Here is an 18,955-nt window from a genome sequence, read left to right as displayed (position 1 = left end):
AAATGGAAAGAGCAATAAATGGAAAAAATCAAGGTTGTTGGCAAGGTAGTCGATTTAGATGGCGACGAGATGACTCGTATCATTTGGCAAAACATCAAAGATTCACTTATCCTTCCCTTCTTGGATGTCGAGCTTGACTACTTCGATCTTTCCATTGAAAACCGCGACGCAACCGATGACCAAGTCACAGTTGATGCTGCTCACGCAATTAAGAAGCACGGTGTTGGGGTTAAGTGTGCAACGATAACACCCGATGAGGCCAGAGTAAAAGAGTTTGGTCTCAAAAAGATGTGGAAGTCCCCGAATGGAACTATCCGAAACATTCTCGATGGCGTTGTCTTCAGAGAGCCAATTATTATCTCCAACGTGCCAAGGCTGGTTCCTGGTTGGACCAAGCCGATTATCATTGGTCGTCACGCCCACGGTGATCAGTACAAAGCAACCGATGTAAAGATCCCAGGCAAGGGAACTGTCACCATGACTTACACCCCTGAATCCGGTGAAGCCCAGACCTGGACTATCGCAGACTACCCAGCAACCGGTGGTGTTGCGATGGGTATGTATAACTACATGGACTCAATTCGTGACTTCGCGAGAGCCTCGTTTAACTACGGTTTGGCAAGGACTTACCCGGTTTACCTATCCACCAAGAACACAATTTTGAAAGCCTACGATGGCGCCTTCAAAGACGCTTTTCAAGAAGTATTTGACGCCGAGTATGCAGACAGGTTCAAGGCAGCAGGCATTACCTACGAGCACCGTCTAATCGATGACATGGTGGCCGCTTCTTTGAAGTGGGAAGGTGGCTACGTCTGGGCCTGCAAGAACTACGACGGCGACGTTCAGTCTGACACCGTAGCTCAGGGCTTTGGTTCTCTTGGTCTTATGACCTCTGTTCTTACAACCCCAGATGCCAAGACAGCCCTTGCTGAAGCAGCTCACGGAACGGTAACTCGTCACTACCGCCAGCACCAGGCCGGTCAGAAGACATCAACTAACCCGATTGCATCCATCTACGCCTGGACCAGAGGTCTAATGCACCGTGCAACGTTGGATGGAACTCCAGAGGTTCAGAAATTTGCCGAGACCCTAGAAGATGTTGTTATCAAGACTGTAGAGTCTGGAAAAATGACAAAGGATCTTGCAGCACTGGTTGGTCCAAACCAGGCGTACCAAACCACAGAAGAATTCATGCAGTCGCTAGCAGAAAACCTGCAACAGCGTCTGAAGTAATCCACATTGTGTAAAACCCCTGACCGAAATCGGTCAGGGGTTTTACATTTGCGGGATGAAAAAATTCAAATACTCTTCGATAACTGCAGGCCTAATGGCAATTGGAATTACAACAGGAACACTCGGTGCGATACCAGCGAGTGCAAGCTATGTAGAAAGTTGCTACGAGCAAAATTGCACAATTTGGTTCTCTCACACTGGTGGTCTTCAGCAGTGGCATCCTCCGATAAACGCGCGCAACATGACATTTCAGGTTTCTGGTGGGCAGGGCGGAAAAAGTGGTGGTCAGGGTGGTCGGGTTAGTGGAACCTTGACCCAGATCCCATCCACTTTGTACATCGCGGTAGCGGGAGCTGGAATGACTGGGCAATCGGCGGCCGGTGGTTTCAACGGCGGTGGCCAAGCTGGATCGGGTTCAAACAATGAAGGATCCGGCGGTGGCTCTAGTGATATCCGCTTAGGGTCCAACGTCGAATCTAGAATCGTGGTCGCAGGCGGCGGTGGAGGCCGCGGTGCTGGAATAACACTCACACCTAGTCCAGGCGGTGGTCTAATTGCAGCGGCTGGAAAGGATGGCCAGGCAAAAGGCGGCGGTGGAGGTTCACAAACTTCAGGTGGAACCGGTGGGCTTGCAAACGGAACAGGAACCTCAGGTTCAGCTGGCTCACTACTTACCGGTGGAACCGGTGGTTCTAGCAATCTTTATGGAGGCGGTGGCGGTGGCGGTGGCTACTTCGGAGGTGGCGGTGGCGGTTCTGATACCGATAGTTCCGGCAACGACGCTGGAGCCGGAGGTGGCGGATCTTCTTTCGCTGATCCGCTCTACACATCAAACATCACCCACTTCACCGGAGTAAAAAGTGGCCATGGAATGGTGATGATTGAGTACCAACTGGTTCCACTATTTCAATCGATTGGTACCCAAACGCCACTAACCAACGCCTCCTCAATTGAATTTCAAATTCAGTTGAGTGATCCATTCCCAAGCTTTTCCGCAAGCAATATTGAGCTCATTGGCGATCCTGGCACCTGTCAGCCTGGAACCCTTAGTGGCAGCGGAACATCTCTTCTTTACACAGTGACAGATTGTGTAGATGGTCAAGTGGGTATCTCAATACCCGCAAACTCAATAGCCGAACAAGGGTATTCCGGTCCCGAGGTAACTCAGAGCTCAGCAATGGTGGCTGTAGATCGAACTGCGCCAGAAGTACTAGCAATCACACAAGAAGATTCAGAATTGATAATTCCAATTACTGAGCCCGCGTTGCAACCTGAAGTCGATAGCTATAGCTTCACAAGCACTAACAGCGCTTGTCAGGTTGACTCTGTTGCTGCTAGCAGTGATCAAGTATGGCTTGCAACACTTATCGGCTGTGAGGGTTCGAGTTTCACGTTTACGATTCTTGCCAGTTCGGTTGCGGATTTAGCTGGGAACACGGGTCCCGAAGCTGACACCTCCTTTACAGTTACGGTTCCAGAGCCAGCTGTTTCAGCTTTGGCGCCAGCTATTTCCAGTTCGCCAAAACCGCCAAGTGTCTTGGGGGTCCCAGCTCGAGAACGATTGCCCGAAGTAACGTTGGACACTTTGCCCAGTGAGGATTCTGAAGTTACTCAACCCCCGACTCAAAGACGGCAAGCAGCTCAATCTGTTATCACCGCTTCGGCAACCGCCGACCCAGTGAATTCGAGTCTGGGCTGGACCGTTGGTCTGGCAATCGCAGGGGTCTTACTTCTTGCCGCTGGATTGACCTTGAGGCGAAAAGGTATTTCCGATCTGGTAGTTGGTTAGCTGGTCGAAGCTTTGACCACCCCCAACGGCCTCAAACATCAGCTCTGGTAAGCTACTAAAAACGAGGAGCCCCAATTGACTACAAGTAGCCAACCATCGAATTTTTCCAAGCCGCTTTCTGAGACCGATCCAGAAATTGCTGCTGTATTGCAGCAGGAGCTTGATCGCCAAAGGCATACATTGGAAATGATTGCTAGCGAGAACTTTGTCTCGAGAGGAATTCTCGAAGCCCAAGGCTCGGTGCTTACCAACAAGTACGCCGAAGGCTATCCAGGCAAGAGGTACTACGGGGGCTGCGAAGTTGTTGACGTTGCAGAAGAGCTAGCTCGCACCCGAGCTAAAGCGCTTTTTGGGGCAGAGCACGCCAACGTGCAGCCACACTCAGGAGCTACCGCGAACGCAGCATTGATGATGGCTCTTGCAAAACCAGGGGATCGAATTTTGGGTCTTGAGCTTGCTCACGGTGGACATCTAACTCATGGAATGAAGTTGAACTTTTCTGGTCAGACCTACGAGCCACACGCCTACGGACTAAACCCAGACACAAATTTGATTGACATGGAAATTGTCCGAGCTCGTGCGCTTGAAACCAAACCAAAGGTTCTAATCGCGGGTTGGTCTGCTTACTCAAGGCATCTCGATTTCGCAGCTTTCCGCTCGATCGCTGATGAAGTTGGAGCAAAGCTCTGGGTGGATATGGCTCACTTTGCCGGCCTGGTTGCTGCAGGACTGCACCCATCACCTGTTCCATACGCTGATGTTGTTTCAACCACAGTTCACAAAACCCTTGGTGGACCAAGATCTGGTTTGATTCTTTGCAAGGAAGAGTATGCCAAGAAGATTGACATGGGAGTTTTCCCAGGTCAGCAGGGTGGACCTTTGATGCACGTTATTGCTGCCAAAGCGGTTGCTTTCAAGGCGGCAATGAGCCCTGAGTTCAAGGAGCGCCAACAGCGCACCATTGAAGGTGCAAGAATCATCGCCGAACGTTTGGTGCAGCCAGACGTAATGGCAAACGGAGTTTCTATCTTGACTGGCGGAACCGATGTTCACTTGGTTTTGGTTGATCTTAGAAATGCCCCTATCGATGGAAAAGAAACTGAAAACTTACTCCACGATGCGGGTATCACTGTGAACCGAAACTCTGTCCCGAATGACCCAAGGCCACCAATGGTGACTTCTGGTGTTCGAATCGGAACACCAGCTCTGGCCACTCGAGGATTCGGGGCAACCGAGTTCACCGAGGTTGCGGAGATAATTGCTCAGGTATTGCTTCCAAACCCTGACACTCAGGTACTAAAAGCTCGGGTTCGAGTCTTGACCGAGAAGTTCCCACTTTATTCCGGCCTAGAGAACTGGTAGCACTTGAGTGCCATAATTCTTGATGGTCTAGCTGCGGCTAAAGCCATAAAGAAGGAACTTACAACCCAAGTTGCGGACCTAAAAAAGCGCGGCATCACTCCTGGACTTGGAACTTTGCTGGTTGGAGACGACCCAGGGTCACATACCTACGTTTCGGGTAAGCATCGTGACTGTGCTGAGGTAGGAATCAAGTCCATTCGAATTGATCTGCCAGCAAGTGCTTCGAAGTCAGATATCTTGAAAGCCGTCAACGAGTTGAACTCATCCAAGGATGTCACCGGCTACATAATTCAACTACCGCTTCCGGTGGGAATTGATGCTCTAGAACTTCTTGAACTCATTGATCCAGCAAAAGATGCTGATGGATTGCACCCGGTGAATCTTGGACGACTGGTTCTAAATGTTTCAGGTGAAATGAGATCCCCAGTTCCTTGCACACCAGCTGGAATAGTTGAACTGCTTCGGAGATACGATGTGTCACTAGGCGGTAAAAAGGTAGCGGTTCTAGGTAGGGGAGTAACTGTTGGTAGACCCCTAGGTTTGCTCCTCACAAGAAAAGGAATTAACGCAACGGTGACCCTGTTGCATTCGGCAAGTAAGAATATTCCTGAGGCCCTGCAAAACGCAGACGTGATTGTTGCCGCTATTGGTGTTCCTCATTTTGTGAAGCCAGAGTGGGTCAAAGCTGGCGCAGTGGTATTGGATGTTGGCATCAGCAGAATCGCATCTGGAGCCCTCGTTGGGGATGTTGACCCAAAGGTGTCAGGGGTTGCTGGCTACCTATCGCCAAACCCAGGTGGAGTGGGGCCAATGACCCGCGCGATGCTGCTACAAAACGTAGTTCAGCTAGCTTCTAGAACTTAGACCTAATAGCCCAGAGGTCAGCAAATACGGGCCTAAACAGGGTGCTTGCCAGATAGCCAACCCCTGCGGAACCACCGGTTCCCATCTTTGCTCCAATGGTGCGCTCGACCATTTTCACATGACGGTAACGCCACTCCTGGAAGCCTTCGTCTAGATCCATCAGAGCTTCGCCGACCATGTTGGCTTCCGGATCATTTCGGTGAGCTGCTAACAACGCTTCCTGGACTTCTTCGTTTGCTTCGTAAGGAAGTGACACATCGCGCTCAAGAACATCTTTTGGCATTTTGTGACCTCGAGAGTCAAAAAACTTTAGCGCGCTGTCGTAGAGGCTCGCTCTACTCATCGCAGCCTCAACTTTGTTTCGAGCGACAGATCCAGGAACAAGGTGAGAGGCCATTGACATGCCGGTTCCAGCCTTGGCATCTGATCCTGCTTGATCGCGTCTTCCAAGAACCGCTTCTAGCTCACGAAATTGGGCCGATTGAAATCCAGATGCTGAACTGAGTCGACCACGGAAAGAGTTGAACTGCAGCGGGGTCATTGTTTCAAGAATGTCAAGCTGCGCTACACAAGTTTTCATAATGGTTCTCATCCGACCAAGGACAGAGAGTGCACGGTGTGTTTTGGACTGCTCTAAGGCAACTTGCACTGCCGCACTTTCATGCAGGAGCTGTTTGAACCAAAGCTCATAGACCTGATGAATGGTAATGAACAGAAGCTCATCGTGTTCTGGTCCATCAGATAGTGGCTGTTGTAAATCAAGTAACTCATCTACTTTTAGATAGCTTGTGTAAGTGACTGCTTTGTCGTGCTGTTCGCTCATTTAGGTAACTCGGTTTCCGCTCTCTTGAATTTTCTCGTAGTCCTTGCGTGCAACAGAATCTCTAATTCTTTCGAACCCATCGAAGACTTCAACGAAGCTGGTCGGTAGTGGAGAAATCGCCAGTCTTATGGAATTTGGCATCCGGTAGTCAGGCACTACTTGAGCAAACTGCCTCAAGGCTGCCGCAATTCTCTTGGCTTCGGGATGACCGATTGTGATGTGACCGCCGCGAAGCCTGTGATCTCTTGGGGTCAAAAGCTTAAAGCCCAGAGGAACCAGCCAGGCATCAAATAGCGCAATCATTAGCTCAGTGCCAATGGCAGCTTTTTTGGCAATGCGGGAAATCCCTGCACGTTCAATCATTTCGTAGCTAGCCTGGACAGCTCTGATGCCAACAATTGATGGACTAGCTATCTGGAAACCGCGAACCCCTAGGTTCTTGTCGAAAACAGGTCCCATTGCAAACTGATCCTCCTGAGCGAACCAGCCCTGGATTGGCACTTTCAAGCTGGACTGAAGCTCCTTGCGAACATATAACCAAGCTGGAGACCCTGGGCCACTGTTGCCATATTTATACGTGCAACCAACAGCCAAGTCGACTCCATTGGCGTCAAAATTAAGTTCAACCGATCCGCCTGCGTGAGATGCATCCCAAACAACAAGCCCACCGTATGAGCGAACCAAATCAGTTATTGCTTTGAGGTTTGCCCTAGCACCAGATCGGTAGTTGACCGCCTGCAGTGTCACCAGTGCAACATCGGTGCTCAAATATGGCGCTAGTAATTCAGCTGTCACTAGCTCATTCTCGGATGCGATTGGGACAGAACCTGGACCACCGGTACCGTCGGTATCAAGTGTGATTAGCTTCAAATTGAATTGCTCGGCAATTCCCTGAATTACAAATCGGTCGGTAGGAAAATTTGCTGAGTCGATAATGATTGTTTTTCGTCCTGAACGAGAGTTGATTGCAGCAACACAAAGTTGATAGAAGTTAACACTTGTAGTGTCGCAAACCAGCACCTGACCGCTAGCTGCACCCAAGGTAGCTCTTCCTAGAAGATCGCCGGCCGGCTGAGCTTCATCAATCCAATGACTCCAACCATCGACAAGTTCTGTTCCCCACTCCTTGGTGAGAAAATCAGAAACTCTATCGATAGTTGCAAGTGGTAAGCGGCCAAGTGAGTTTCCATCTAGGTAGCAAAGGGATTCATCTTTTATGAAAAACTCTTTACGGAACTCTTTGAGTTCGTCGGCCTGATCTAGAAGTTCTGCAGTTTTCCTGGAGAGTAGATCACCAATTCCTGCAAGCAGTGGGTAGTTCATGAGTTTCAGCCTAGCCCGAACAAGGAGCTCGACTTACACCAACAGCTGATGCTTAGCCAGCTGCTTGTAAAGCGGCGTGGACTTTACAAGCTCAGAGTGAGTTCCCGAGCCCACAACTTTGCCTTGGTCAAGCACGATGATCAGGTCGCTATCGACAACAGTTGATAGCCGGTGAGCGATAACAATCATGGTTCTACCTTGGGCAACAGCATCGATTGCTTCCCTCATGTGCTGCTCGTTTAGTCCATCGAGGGCAGAAGTTGCTTCGTCAAGAATGAGAATCGGTGGAGCTGCCAAGAGTGTCCTGGCTATCGCGAGGCGCTGCCGCTCTCCGCCGGAGAGCATGATTCCAGCCTCGCCAACTTCGGCGTCTAAGCCTCGCTTGTCCCGCTTGAGAACTGCCGTTAGATTCACTTCACCTAAAACGAACTTCAACTCTTTATCGGTGGCATTGGGTGAACCAATCAACAAGTTATCTCTTAGAGAACCGGCTAGCACGGGTGCATCTTGCTCTACATAGCCGATCTGAGAGCGCAGGGTATCTCGAGATAGTTCGCGGACCGGAATCCCATCTAGCAAAATCTCGCCAGATGTTGGTTCGTAAAATCTTTCAATTAGTGAAAAGACAGTCGATTTTCCGGCCCCAGATGGCCCAACCAGCGCGACTCGGTCACCTGTCTTGATCTTGAAACTTACAGAGTCTAAAACTGGTCTTCCGTCGCGATGCGCCTCGGCAGCGGGGTAGGCAAAACTGACTTTCTTGAACTCGATAGCATTCTGGGTTTTCCTCGGCTTCGTTGTCTGGGCTGACTCCAAAGCAGTTTCCTCGAGAGGCAGCTGCAGGATTTCTTCAATTCGAGCCAGAGCTCCCAGAGCGCTCATCACCGAGCTATAGGCACCAAAAGCTTGACCAAGTGGCCTGATCATCAAGAACATCAAAAGAATAAATGTAACTAGATTTGCAACCGATGTTTCTCCAGCTGCAACGCGGTAGCCACCAACACCAAGTACGACGATAAATGCAGCATTTGATGCCACACCCGCAATCGGCGATATCAACGCGTTGATTTTTGCAATCTTGACACCTTGAATGTAGGCCTCATTGGCGTCGTTACTAATGCCTGCGGTTTCTCTCGACTCGGCTCTAGCGGCGCGAATTGTTCTTACCGCAGAAAGTGCCCGCTCCACCGATGCGGCCATGTCGCCAACTCGTTGCTGTGCTTTTGTGGTTGCCGATCTAATCTGCCTGGCAGAAACCACAATGGAAGCAACAGCAACTGAGATCATTCCAAGGGTCAGGAGTAACAAGAATGGGTCAATAAAGGCCATGGCAATGATTGCTCCAACGAAAATGAGCACACCACCGGCTGCATCAATTAGGCCTTGAGTTAGAACCGCACGCAATAAAGTGGTGTCGGAACCGACCCGAGAAACTAAGTCTCCGGTTCTTCTAAGGTCATACTCCAAGATCGGTAGCTTCAAAAGTCTGACGGCAAGCTTGTTCCGAGCTGATAGAACCACACCCTCGCCTGCTTTTGCCAGCACGTAATACATAAATCCGCTGGCGATTCCGGCTCCAAGAATCACAAGAACCAAGATCAGAGCTAGCTGGCCAACATCTTCGCCGTTTTGCACAGCGGTAATTACCTGCCCCACGACCAGTGGCTGAGCCAAGCTCACCACTGCCCCAATTAGAGAGAGCATCACCGCCACACCCAAGGCGGCCTTATGTTCAAAAAGGTAGGGAGTTAGCTGGCTGAACTTAGCTTTCGGTCCAGTGTCTTTGGGGCCTAGATTTCTTCCTCTGCCTGCCATGCTCATGCGTTAGATACCTTCAATCATCGGATCGCCGTAAATTTCTTCGTTCAAAAGATAGTTGATTTCTGGCAGTGAGAGAGCCTCTGTGTATGCAGTGTTCTTGAAAAACTTAGAGTAATCAACGCTCTCGAGTGCGGCTAGGGCCTGCGGGTGCTTCAGTTTCAAAAACATCTGCGTGGTGTTGGCAATTGGTTCGAACTCAGTTTTTACCTTCCCACACCCATAACCAAAGATGGTAAGTGAGACATCAGCCTGTTCTGGGGATACTTTTTCGATGATTCCCTTATCGGTAACACGAACCAAACTTCTAGATACATTTGCTTTCTTCCAAATCTGAAAACAGGTCGCTAGGTGATTTTTGTTAGATAGTGGCGTGCCATCTGCGTCGACATAGTCAATTTCTATATCTAAATCGAGAGCGAGCTCAAACCCCAAGTCGAGCCGGTTTGTTACTGACCATTTGCGCCAAGACCTTGGGACAATAAAACAGATCGCATCGCTGACTTTGGCTGCGTGATTAAAAAACGGAATACTCAAAGAGTTGTTTCTGCCAAACGGGGGATTGGAAATAGTAATCAAATTGCTTTCTTTGATTTCCTGCGCCAGGAAATCACCTACTGTTACAAGTTCATGAAGTGGCTCAATGTCGAAGCTGATGACTTCGCTTACTCCAACGGCTTGGACGGCTTCGATAAAAGCTCCAGTGCCACCGGCTGGTTCCAAAATGGTCTTTCCCGCCAGTGAGCCCAGAACCTTTTCAATTTGAGCAACTAGCTCTAGAGCTAAAGGTTTTGGCGTGTAGTACTGCTCTTTCCCGGTAACCCGAGTGTTCCCTAATTTGGCTGCAGGCAGGGTTTCGGTAGGCATTACTCAAGGCTAACAAGCATTTGAAGACTTACCAGCTGCCCAAAACCGACTATCTGGGTCTAGTTACCAGAAGACAGCCAGGACCACGTTCAAAAATGTTAGCCCACCAATAGTTCCAAGGGTGCTTCCAGCTACCGGCGTCTTCTTGCGATTTAGCATCACAAGAACTAGCACGATAAGGGCGACAACAGATTTGATTGCAATCTTGCTGTTATCAAGATCGTGGCCTCCACCAAGAGCTAGTTCCCACTCGCGGACCCCGACCAGCAATAGACCTGTTATTAAAGCAGTCCAAGCACCATGCACCATGGCTGGAAGAATTACTGCTGTCTTGGCTCGAAGCGCTTTTACTTGGACTAAGAATCCACCAAATAAGGCCGATAGACCAACTAGGTGTAGCACAACAAGAAAACTCTTTATGATTCCAGCAAGCTCAAGCATGATTTACCCTTCGTTAGTTAAAGGATAACCGCTTCATCGTGATTGCGGCCTCAACTGCTTCTGCGCCCTTGTCTTCTTTTGAACCTGGAAGACCAGCTCTATCAAGAGCCTGTTGCTCATTTGCTACAGTCAACAGCCCAAAACCAATCGGAACCGAGCTGTCTAACTGAACCCGGGTAAGACCACTAGTTGCCGCATCGCACACGTAGTCAAAGTGTGGTGTGTCACCCTGAATTACAACACCTAGCGCAATTACAACTTCAGCACCGTTTTTGATTGCCATCTGGGCTCCAAGCGGAAGCTCAAATGCACCCGGCACTCGAATCACTTTGTAATCTGAGTTTCCAGCAGCGTGGAGCGCACGCCGGGCTCCAGAAAGTAATCCGTAGGTAACTTCTTTGTGCCAGCTCGTGACTACAATTGCAACCTTTATTCCCGCTGCATCAATGGCGATTTTTGGTGCGCCGTTACTGCTCATTTCGATCCAATTCCGGAATCATGTGACCCATCTTTTCGCGCTTGGTTTCCATGTATTCAACGTTTTCGTCTTGCTGACCCACAACAATGGGCACAAACTCGTTGACAACAATTCCAGCAGCCTCGAGTGCTTCAATCTTGGCAGGGTTATTGCTCATTAGTCGCACGCTTCTTATACCCAGGTCTCCCAGGATCGAAACCGCTGCGCCGTACTCTCTTGCCTCACTTGGAAGACCCAGAGCAAGGTTGGCTTCAACTGTGTCCATTCCCTCATCTTGCAAGGCGTAGGCCTTGAGCTTATTCAAGAGCCCAATTCCGCGACCTTCTTGACCACGAAGGTAGATAACTACGCCTCCCTTTGGGTCGGTTGCAATCTTGTCCAGAGCGAAATCTAGCTGCGGGCCACATTCACACTTTTTGGAACCGAAGGCTTCTCCAGTAATGCACTCGCTGTGCATTCTCACCAGCACGTCTTCGTGCATTGGCTCACCCGCAATAATCGCTACGTGCTCAGCGGTTGTCTTGGTGTCGTAGTAGCCACGGACCTTGAATGCCCCGTGAGTGCTTGGCATCTTGGCCTCGGCCTCGAACCTGATTCGACTTACTGAATCATCACTAGGGATTGGCTTAGCAAGTTCGCGGTAGCTAAATATCTGTTCGATGCTGATAACGGGTAAGCCTTCTTTGGCTCCAACTTCCTGAAGCTCTGGCAGACGCATCATGGTTCCATCTGCAGAAACCATCTCGGCAATTACGCCAACTGGGGTAAGGCCAGCAAGTTTTAGAAGGTCCACGGTTGCTTCAGTGTGCCCAGGTCTTCCAAACACACCATCTGGGTGAGCACGAAGGGGGATAACGTGACCTGGACGAATCAGATGCGCTGGCTGAGAGTTGACATCAGCAAGAACTCGAAGGGTGTGCGCCCGATCTGCCGCGCTGATTCCGGTTGTTACACCAGAGGCCGCGTCAACAGAAACTGTGTACTGGGTGCGATAGCGATCTTGATTGTTGTTAGTCATCAGTGGAAGGTCCAAGCTGTTAGCGAGGGACTCTGACATCGGTGCGCAAAGGAAACCTGAGGTGTGATTCACCATCCAGGAGATCCATTCGGGCGAGGCAAACTGCGCGGCCATGATCGCGTCACCTTCGTTCTCACGATTGCGGTGATCTACTACCAGCACTGGCTTTCCAGCCTTGAGTGTTTCTAGTGCTTGTTCTATGGTTGCCAGATTCATTTCTGACTCCTTGCCTCTATTAGTTTCTCAATGTGCTTTGCCAAGATATCTGCCTCGACGTTCAGCTTTGCTCCAACACCCTTTTGACCAAGAGTGGTTAGGCGCAAAGTTTCGGGGATCAGGCTTAGTGAAACAACGTCATCAGAGATGTCATTCACGGTTAGCGATACTCCATCAAAAGTAATTGAACCCTTGTGAACCACATACTTAGCTAGCTCACTTGGAATTCTTACCTTTACTACTTCCCAGTTATCACTTGGTTCTCTAGAAATAATCTCTCCAACTCCATCCACGTGACCTTGCACCACGTGACCTCCGAATCTTCCAGCTCCAGACATGGCCCGCTCGAGATTCACCTTGTCGCCAACAGTGATACCGCGAAGGCTGGTTCTATTCAATGTCTCGAGCATCACATCGGCAACAAAGCCATCAGCTGTCAATTCGGCGGCGGTCAGGCAGGCTCCATTGACCGAGATAGATTCTCCTTGGGCTAGATCTGATCGCACTAGGTTTCCGCTAACTTGCAAGCGAATGCTGTCGCCTAGATCTCTTACGCCTGAAATAGTTCCAAGTTCTTCGACTATGCCCGTAAACATCAGACACTCCCTACTGGTTTAGCGATGATCTGAATATCTGAACCGAGAGGATTAATCTCCAAAAACTCAAGCTCTTTCGCGTCTTGGATGGAAGGAACGTCTATGGAGCCAATTGCAAGCTTGTCGCCGCCAATCAATTTTGGAGCCAGGTAAATTACAAATTCATCCACCAGATCCATTTGAACAAAGCGACTTGCAAGAGTTGGCCCACCTTCAACAAAAACGTGTTTGATACCTTTTTCGTAAAGCTCGCTGAGGGCACCGTGGATTGATTGAGTTTTCAGGATAAGCGTCTCTGCATCGTCGTTAAATATTCGAAGCCCTGCAGGTAAGTCTCGTTCACCTAAGACAACTCTCAGTGGCTGCTGCTCAAATAGCGAACCATCTAATTTTCTTGCAGTGAGTTCAGGGTCATCAATTAGTGCGGTTCCGGTTCCAACCAAAATGGCATCGACTTCTGATCGTCTCTGGTGCGCATCTTGCCTAGAGGATTCACCGCTGATCCACTTGCTAGATCCATCTTGCGCGGCAGCGCGACCATCGACACTACTTGCCCACTTCAAAGTAACAAACGGTCTCTTGTTTTTTGCAGCGCTGAGCCAAACTCTTGACTGCTGGTCCGCTTTATCGGCATGAAAACCAGCTACAACTTCAATGCCTGCGCTGCGCAAAGTTTCTGCACCACCGCTTGACTGATCGCCAGGATCGGAAGAAGCAAATACAACTTTGCTTACTCCCGCCTCAATCAAGGCCTTGGCGCACGGACCGGTTTTACCGGTGTGATTGCATGGTTCCAAAGTCACAATTGCAGTTGAGCCTTGGGGAAGTTTTGAGGCGCCCTTGAGTGCAGCATTGATGGCAACAACTTCGGCATGGTCTGTTCCAGATCCCTTGTGGTATCCCTCACCGATTAGCTCGCCATCAGCATTTAGAATCACTGCACCAACTTGGGGATTTACTCCCGTTACTGGTCCCTTTAGGGCAAGCTCAAGCGCGCGAGTCATCGCGTCATCGAGGCTTAGCTTGGACATGTTTCTACCCTTGTTCGAATTTAGAACCTCGGGGTAGCGGAATGGGAAAGTAGAGTCAGCCGAATTGGCTTTAAAACGCCAACGACTAACCCTAGGTTCTTCTCCCATCCGGACTTTAACCGTCGGCTCTGGAATTTCACCAAATCAACCGAATTAGAGCTTTTTCAAGATCTGATTCGGGTCGCGGGCTATACCGCCGGCTCAGATTTTCACTGACCCCGAAGAACGTTGTTACGTCCCTATCCTTACACGTAACTAGGAATCGTGCCCAAAATGTTTAGGGCTCCCAGCTAACTCCTAGGAATAAACCCAATTTTGTCGTAAACGCTCGCCAAAGTAGCCTCGGCTAGTTCGTTGGCACGCGCGGAGCCCGAGGTCAACAGGCGATCTAGCTCGTCGGTGTTTTCAAGTAGTTCGGTAGCTCGAGACCTAATGGGTTCGATTACAGAGGTGACCGCGTCGGCAACTTCCGACTTCAGATCCCCATAGCCTTTGCCCGCAAAAGATGCTTCCAAATCCTTGATTGATTTACCCGATACGGCTGAATAGATTCCAAGCAGGTTTGAAACCCCTGCTTTGTTTTCGGCGTCGAATCTAATTTCGCTATCGGCATCGGTTACGGAACCTTTAATCTTTTTCACCGTCACGCTGGATTCATCCATGATGTTGATGGTTCCTTTTGGTTCGTTGGATTTAGACATTTTTGCTGTTGGGTTCTGAAGATCATAAATCTTGGCAGTTTCTTTCAGGATGTGAGCTTCGGGAACCGTAAAGGTCTCGCCGAATCTGGAGTTGAATCGCATCGCAAGATCCCTGGTTAGCTCAAGGTGTTGCCTTTGATCCTCACCAACAGGAACCTTTTTTGGTTGATAAAGCAAAATGTCCGCTGCCTGCAAGACTGGGTAAGTGAACAAGCCAACTGAGGCCGAGTCACTATCTGTTTTTTGAGACTTGTCTTTGAACTGCGTCATGCGGCTAGCCTCGCCAAATCCAGTGATGCAATTTAGCACCCAGGCAAGTTGTGCGTGTGCTGGGACCTGTGACTGAATAAACAACGTTGACTTATTAGGGTCAATTCCGGCTGCAATATATTGCGCAGCAGTTCGCCGGGTGTTTGCAAGAAGCTGCTTCGGGTCTTGGGGGACCGTGATGGCGTGCAGGTCCGCGATCATGTAATACGCGTTGAATTCTTCCTGCATCGCAACCCAGTTATTGAGCGCCCCCAGATAGTTTCCTAGGTGCAGAGAATCGGCAGAAGGCTGCATGCCGCTTAGAAGATTAGCTTTGCTCACCTTAGATAGCGTATTCCACAGTTACCGGAGAATGGTCAGTCCAACGCGCGTCATAACTTGGAGCCCTGTGTACTTTGTACTTTCCAGACATCTTCGCTAGAGCTGGTGTTGCTAGGTGGTAGTCAATTCTCCAGCCGGCATCGGTGTCAAATGCCTTTCCCCGATAGGACCACCAGGTGTATGGGCCAGGTTTGTTTGGGTGGGTAGCTCGACCTATATCAACCCAGCCCTGCTTGCCCATCAAGGTGTCGAAGTAGGCACGCTCTTGAGGCAAGAAGCCAGCGTTTTTAATGTTGCCTTTCCAGTTCTTGATATCCAACTCAGTGTGACCAACGTTTAGATCTCCAACTACCAAAGCCAATGCTTGCTCTTTGGTGAGCTTGGCCATGCGAGCTTGCATTGCTTCTAGAAACTTGTATTTTTCAACTTGCTTAGGCGTATCAACTTCACCGGAGTGAACGTAACAACTTACAACCGTGACCTGCTTGCTACCAACTTTGAAAACACCTTCTAGCCAACGCCCTGCTGAATCAAAGTCCTTAGCGCCAAGAGTCACTTTGGATTCAATTGCTGGCACTTTGCTGACTAAAGCGACACCGGCTCTTCCCTTGGCAGAAGCTTCATCATGCAGGATGTGCCACTTACCGCCATTAATAGCAAGGCCACCGTGCTCATCGAAAAGCTCATCAAGATCAGCTCTGCTTGCTCTAACTTCCTGAAGTGCTAGAACATCGGCGGTAGATTTTTTGAGCCAATCAACCATGCCGTTACGAAATGCTGCGCGCACACCGTTTACATTGATTGTTGCAACTTCAAATGGTTTCTTGGTGGGCACTAAAAGCTCACTAAGACTGCGTCACCTTGAACTTCGACAGTTATCTTTCCTAAGGCTCGCTGGGCAGGGCCTTTGATGACGGATCCATCATCCGCGTTATAAACGGCGCCGTGGTTGTCGCAGACAATCTCCGAATTTGAAACACTACTCATTACAAATCCTGCGTGTGAGCAAACTGCGCTAAAGCCGCGGAAGACATCCTGCGAGGGGTGAGTAATCAAAATAGGTGTTCCAGAAACATCAAACTTCTTTCCAGATCCCACAGGAATATCTGTTGTCTTGCAGACCTCTACCGCAGCCGTTGCATTTTCAGCCGGAGACTCAGATTCAGTTGCGCCTGGCTCTCGGGTTGTCTGCGGAGCGCAAGCCGCCAAAGCAGTTACCGCAGATACTCCAACGGCGGAGGCGATCACTGCGCGACGGGAAACCATTACGGTCTACCCTTCAGAATTGCCTGCTTAACCTCGGCAATAGCTTTTGTCACCTGAATTCCTCGGGGGCAAGCTTCGGTGCAATTAAAAGTAGTGCGGCAGCGCCAGACACCTTCTTTATCGTTCAAGATGTCGAGCCTTAGCTCGGCACCTTCATCGCGGGAATCAAAGATGAATCGGTGGGCGTTGACGATAGCCGCCGGACCAAAGTACTGACCGTCGGTCCAGAAAACCGGGCAACTGGTTGTACAGGCGGCACACAAAATGCACTTGGTGGTGTCGTCGTAGCGTGCGCGCTGCTCAGGAGACTGCAGTCTTTCTTTTTCTGGATTGGCTCCAGCAATCAAGAATGGATTGATGTCACGGTAGGCCTTGTAGAAAGGCTCCATGTTGACAATCAAGTCCTTCTCAACTGCAAGACCCTTGATTGGCTCAATGTAAATCGGCTGAGAAATGTCTAGATCCTTGATTAGCGTCTTGCAAGCCAAGCGGTTTCTACCGTTGATTCGCATGGCATCCGAGCCACAAACACCGTGGGCACAAGATCTACGGAAAGTCAATGAGCCATCTATTTCCCATTTGATCTTGTGCAGGGCGTCTAGAACACGATCGGTTCCATACATAAGTACGTCGTAGTCAACCCACTTAGCTTCTTCGCTGGTCTCCGGGTCAAAGCGGCGAACCATGAGAGTTACCGTGAATGACGGAATCTCTGCAATTTCTTTAACGCTCTCGACCATTAGTACTTACGCTCCATAGCTGGGTAGTTGGTAACAACAACAGGTTTCCAGTCAACCCGGATGTCTTCCCCAGGCTTGGTTGGAACAATCTTGGTTTTGTATGCCATGGAGTGAACCATGAAATCTTCATCGTTTCTGGTCTCGTAATCCTCACGGAAATGACCCCCGCGGCTTTCCCGGCGCTCGCGAGCTGTCATAACCAATACCTCAGCAAGATCGAACAAGAAACCTAGTTCGATTGCTTCCAGCAGGTCAGTGTTGAATCTCTGTCCGCGGTCTTGAACTGCGATGTTTTCGTAGCGCTTTCTGAGCTCAGTTATCTTGTCTAGGGCCTCATTGAGAGAATCTTCAGTGCGGTAAACCTGGGCGTTTTTGTCCATGGTTTCCTGCAATTCTTTCCTCAGAACCGCAATCTTCTCGGTACCGGTTGAGTTTCTTGTTACAGAAAGCAAGATCTCAACCTGAGCTGTCGCATTTTCAGGAACTGGAACAAAGTCAGCATCCTTGGCGTACTCAACCGCATAAATTCCAGCGCGCTTACCGAAAACGTTAATGTCCAGCAGCGAGTTGGTACCAAGTCGGTTAGCTCCATGCACCGAAACGCACGCACACTCACCAGCGGCGTAAAGACCTGGCACCACAGTGTCGTTGTCGCGAAGCACCTCGGTTTTGACGTTGGTTGGAATTCCACCCATAGCGTAATGCGCAGTTGGGAAAACTGGAACCGGTTCGGTGTAAGGCTCAACACCTAGATAAGTTCTTGCAAACTCAGTAATGTCTGGAAGCTTGGCGTCGATAACTTCTGGCGGCAAGTGAGTTAGGTCCAAAAGCACGTAATCCTTGTTGGGACCCGCGCCTCTTCCCTCGCGAACCTCGTTAGCCATAGCTCTTGCGACCATGTCTCGAGGGGCAAGGTCCTTAATAGTCGGCGCGTAACGCTCCATGAATCTTTCACCCGAAGCGTTTCTCAAGATTGCACCTTCACCGCGAGCTGCCTCGGAAAGCAAAATACCAAGACCCGCGAGACCGGTTGGGTGGAACTGGTAGAACTCCATGTCTTCTAGTGGAAGACCCTTACGCCATATGATTCCAACGCCGTCACCAGTGAGGGTGTGAGCATTAGAAGTTGTCTTGAAGATCTTTCCGAAACCACCGGTAGCAAAAACAATCGACTTACCCTGGAACACGTGCAGATCCCCAGTAGCTAGCTCGTAGGCCACAACAGCTGCTGGACGCTCAACGCCGTCAACCTCGTTCATAACTAGGTCAAGAACATAGAACTCGTTGAAAAACTCAATGCCGAGCTTTACGCAGTTTTGGTACAGGGTCTGCAAAATCATGTGACCGGTGCGGTCAGCTGCGTAGCAAGATCTTCTAACCGGGGCTTTTCCGTGATCTCTGGTGTGACCACCAAAGCGTCGCTGGTCGATTTTGCCGTCTGGGGTTCTATTAAATGGCAGCCCCATGTTCTCTAAATCAATAACTGCCTGAACCGATTCTTTGGCAAGAATCTCTGCTGCGTCTTGATCGACCAGGTAGTCGCCACCTTTTACGGTGTCAAAGGTGTGCCACTCCCAGCTGTCTTCTTCAACGTTGGCAAGTGCTGCTGCCATTCCACCTTGAGCTGCACCGGTGTGTGAGCGAGTAGGGAAAAGTTTTGAGATAACCGCGGTGCTAGCGTGAGGACCGGCTTCAATGGCAGCGCGCATTCCTGCGCCACCAGCTCCAACGATTACTACGTCGTGCTTGTGAAAGTGAGTCTTTGTTGCGGTTTCGCTAGCGGGCAATTACTAAATCC

18 protein-coding genes and 1 riboswitch are annotated in these 18,955 nt (G+C 49.9%); of the genes, 4 read left to right on the top strand and 14 right to left on the bottom strand.

All coding sequences use genetic code 11. The features are described 5' to 3' along the window. Positions 1-18 precede the first annotated feature (18 nt). The 4 genes from AC9UES_RS01960 (at position 19) to AC9UES_RS01945 (ending at position 5,248) form a co-directional block, all read left to right on the top strand. Positions 19-1,233: an NADP-dependent isocitrate dehydrogenase gene (locus AC9UES_RS01960; protein ID WP_509526236.1), complete on the top strand. Its 1,215-nt coding sequence runs from the start codon at positions 19-21 to the stop codon at positions 1,231-1,233. A gap of 55 nt (positions 1,234-1,288) precedes the next feature. After that, positions 1,289-3,022 carry a glycine-rich protein gene (locus AC9UES_RS01955; protein ID WP_509526234.1) on the top strand — a complete coding sequence of 578 codons (1,734 nt, stop codon included), beginning with the start codon at positions 1,289-1,291 and terminating at the stop codon, positions 3,020-3,022. Positions 3,023-3,097: 75 nt separating this feature from the next. Next, positions 3,098-4,384 (top strand): serine hydroxymethyltransferase, encoded by a 1,287-nt coding sequence (glyA, locus tag AC9UES_RS01950; RefSeq protein ID WP_509526233.1) that lies wholly within the window; start codon positions 3,098-3,100, stop codon positions 4,382-4,384. Positions 4,385-4,387: 3 nt separating this feature from the next. After that, complete coding sequence (locus AC9UES_RS01945; RefSeq protein ID WP_509526231.1) at positions 4,388-5,248, top strand: bifunctional methylenetetrahydrofolate dehydrogenase/methenyltetrahydrofolate cyclohydrolase; 861 nt, start codon at positions 4,388-4,390, stop codon at positions 5,246-5,248. On the opposite strand, the gene AC9UES_RS01940 is transcribed toward AC9UES_RS01945, so the two are convergent. From AC9UES_RS01940 to sdhA, 14 genes are all read right to left on the bottom strand, one after another. Then, a complete protein-coding gene (locus AC9UES_RS01940; RefSeq protein WP_509526229.1) occupies positions 5,238-6,071 on the bottom strand; it encodes a tryptophan 2,3-dioxygenase in 834 nt (277 codons plus the stop codon). The genes AC9UES_RS01945 and AC9UES_RS01940 overlap by 11 nt on opposite strands. Next, positions 6,072-7,394, bottom strand: a complete 1,323-nt coding sequence (locus tag AC9UES_RS01935; protein ID WP_509526227.1) for a kynureninase — start codon at positions 7,392-7,394, stop codon at positions 6,072-6,074. 33 nt (positions 7,395-7,427) lie between these two features. Then, complete coding sequence (locus tag AC9UES_RS01930) at positions 7,428-9,215, bottom strand: ABC transporter ATP-binding protein (RefSeq protein ID WP_509526223.1); 1,788 nt, start codon at positions 9,213-9,215, stop codon at positions 7,428-7,430. A gap of 3 nt (positions 9,216-9,218) precedes the next feature. Next, a complete protein-coding gene (locus tag AC9UES_RS01925; RefSeq protein ID WP_509526220.1) occupies positions 9,219-10,079 on the bottom strand; it encodes a hypothetical protein in 861 nt (286 codons plus the stop codon). A gap of 63 nt (positions 10,080-10,142) precedes the next feature. Beyond that, on the bottom strand, positions 10,143-10,520 hold the full coding sequence (locus tag AC9UES_RS01920) for a hypothetical protein (protein ID WP_509526218.1): 378 nt from the start codon (positions 10,518-10,520) through the stop codon (positions 10,143-10,145). 13 nt (positions 10,521-10,533) lie between these two features. Beyond that, positions 10,534-10,998 carry a 6,7-dimethyl-8-ribityllumazine synthase gene (gene ribH / locus AC9UES_RS01915; RefSeq protein WP_509526215.1) on the bottom strand — a complete coding sequence of 155 codons (465 nt, stop codon included), beginning with the start codon at positions 10,996-10,998 and terminating at the stop codon, positions 10,534-10,536. After that, positions 10,988-12,232 carry a GTP cyclohydrolase II gene (ribA, locus tag AC9UES_RS01910; protein ID WP_509526212.1) on the bottom strand — a complete coding sequence of 415 codons (1,245 nt, stop codon included), beginning with the start codon at positions 12,230-12,232 and terminating at the stop codon, positions 10,988-10,990. Before ribA ends, ribH begins: the two co-directional genes overlap by 11 nt. Further along, entirely contained in the window at positions 12,229-12,828 is a 600-nt protein-coding gene (locus AC9UES_RS01905; RefSeq protein ID WP_509526210.1) for a riboflavin synthase, read from the bottom strand. Before AC9UES_RS01905 ends, ribA begins: the two co-directional genes overlap by 4 nt. Beyond that, on the bottom strand, positions 12,828-13,859 hold the full coding sequence (gene ribD / locus AC9UES_RS01900) for a bifunctional diaminohydroxyphosphoribosylaminopyrimidine deaminase/5-amino-6-(5-phosphoribosylamino)uracil reductase RibD (RefSeq protein ID WP_509526208.1): 1,032 nt from the start codon (positions 13,857-13,859) through the stop codon (positions 12,828-12,830). Before ribD ends, AC9UES_RS01905 begins: the two co-directional genes overlap by 1 nt. A 92-nt stretch (positions 13,860-13,951) precedes the next feature. Beyond that, positions 13,952-14,089: riboswitch (FMN riboswitch) on the bottom strand. 60 nt (positions 14,090-14,149) lie between these two features. Then, positions 14,150-15,151, bottom strand: coding sequence for a tryptophan--tRNA ligase (gene trpS, locus AC9UES_RS01895; protein WP_509526206.1), 1,002 nt, complete (start codon positions 15,149-15,151; stop codon positions 14,150-14,152). A gap of 1 nt (position 15,152) precedes the next feature. Beyond that, positions 15,153-15,986: an exodeoxyribonuclease III gene (locus AC9UES_RS01890; RefSeq protein ID WP_509526204.1), complete on the bottom strand. Its 834-nt coding sequence runs from the start codon at positions 15,984-15,986 to the stop codon at positions 15,153-15,155. Next, positions 15,986-16,417 carry a Rieske (2Fe-2S) protein gene (locus tag AC9UES_RS01885; protein WP_509526203.1) on the bottom strand — a complete coding sequence of 144 codons (432 nt, stop codon included), beginning with the start codon at positions 16,415-16,417 and terminating at the stop codon, positions 15,986-15,988. The genes AC9UES_RS01890 and AC9UES_RS01885 overlap by 1 nt, the downstream gene beginning before the upstream one ends. Further along, entirely contained in the window at positions 16,417-17,157 is a 741-nt protein-coding gene (locus AC9UES_RS01880) for a succinate dehydrogenase iron-sulfur subunit (protein ID WP_509526200.1), read from the bottom strand. The genes AC9UES_RS01885 and AC9UES_RS01880 overlap by 1 nt, the downstream gene beginning before the upstream one ends. Then, a complete protein-coding gene (gene sdhA / locus AC9UES_RS01875; RefSeq protein WP_509526197.1) occupies positions 17,157-18,944 on the bottom strand; it encodes a succinate dehydrogenase flavoprotein subunit in 1,788 nt (595 codons plus the stop codon). The genes AC9UES_RS01880 and sdhA overlap by 1 nt, the downstream gene beginning before the upstream one ends. Between the last annotated feature and the right edge of the window lie 11 nt (positions 18,945-18,955).

Origin of the sequence: Rhodoluna sp. (assembly GCF_044232805.1) — a bacterium.
GTDB lineage: Bacteria > Actinomycetota > Actinomycetes > Actinomycetales > Microbacteriaceae > Rhodoluna.
Note: the sequence above shows the minus strand (reverse complement) of the source record. Positions and strands in the feature narration are given on the sequence as shown.

Bases quoted from the DNA above. Each gene is read 5' to 3' on its own strand.
- AC9UES_RS01885 (WP_509526203.1), bottom strand. From the start codon at position 16,417: ATGGTTTCCCGTCGCGCAGTGATCGCCTCCGCCGTTGGAGTATCTGCG.
- AC9UES_RS01955 (WP_509526234.1), top strand. From the start codon at position 1,289: ATGAAAAAATTCAAATACTCTTCGATAACTGCAGGCCTAATGGCAATT.
- AC9UES_RS01880 (WP_509526200.1), bottom strand. From the start codon at position 17,157: ATGGTCGAGAGCGTTAAAGAAATTGCAGAGATTCCGTCATTCACGGTA.
- AC9UES_RS01960 (WP_509526236.1), top strand. From the start codon at position 19: ATGGAAAAAATCAAGGTTGTTGGCAAGGTAGTCGATTTAGATGGCGAC.
- AC9UES_RS01905 (WP_509526210.1), bottom strand. From the start codon at position 12,828: ATGTTTACGGGCATAGTCGAAGAACTTGGAACTATTTCAGGCGTAAGA.
- AC9UES_RS01925 (WP_509526220.1), bottom strand. From the start codon at position 10,079: ATGCCTACCGAAACCCTGCCTGCAGCCAAATTAGGGAACACTCGGGTT.
- AC9UES_RS01930 (WP_509526223.1), bottom strand. From the start codon at position 9,215: ATGAGCATGGCAGGCAGAGGAAGAAATCTAGGCCCCAAAGACACTGGA.
- AC9UES_RS01935 (WP_509526227.1), bottom strand. From the start codon at position 7,394: ATGAACTACCCACTGCTTGCAGGAATTGGTGATCTACTCTCCAGGAAA.
- ribH (WP_509526215.1), bottom strand. From the start codon at position 10,998: ATGAGCAGTAACGGCGCACCAAAAATCGCCATTGATGCAGCGGGAATA.
- ribD (WP_509526208.1), bottom strand. From the start codon at position 13,859: ATGTCCAAGCTAAGCCTCGATGACGCGATGACTCGCGCGCTTGAGCTT.
- ribA (WP_509526212.1), bottom strand. From the start codon at position 12,232: ATGAATCTGGCAACCATAGAACAAGCACTAGAAACACTCAAGGCTGGA.
- AC9UES_RS01920 (WP_509526218.1), bottom strand. From the start codon at position 10,520: ATGCTTGAGCTTGCTGGAATCATAAAGAGTTTTCTTGTTGTGCTACAC.
- AC9UES_RS01940 (WP_509526229.1), bottom strand. From the start codon at position 6,071: ATGAGCGAACAGCACGACAAAGCAGTCACTTACACAAGCTATCTAAAA.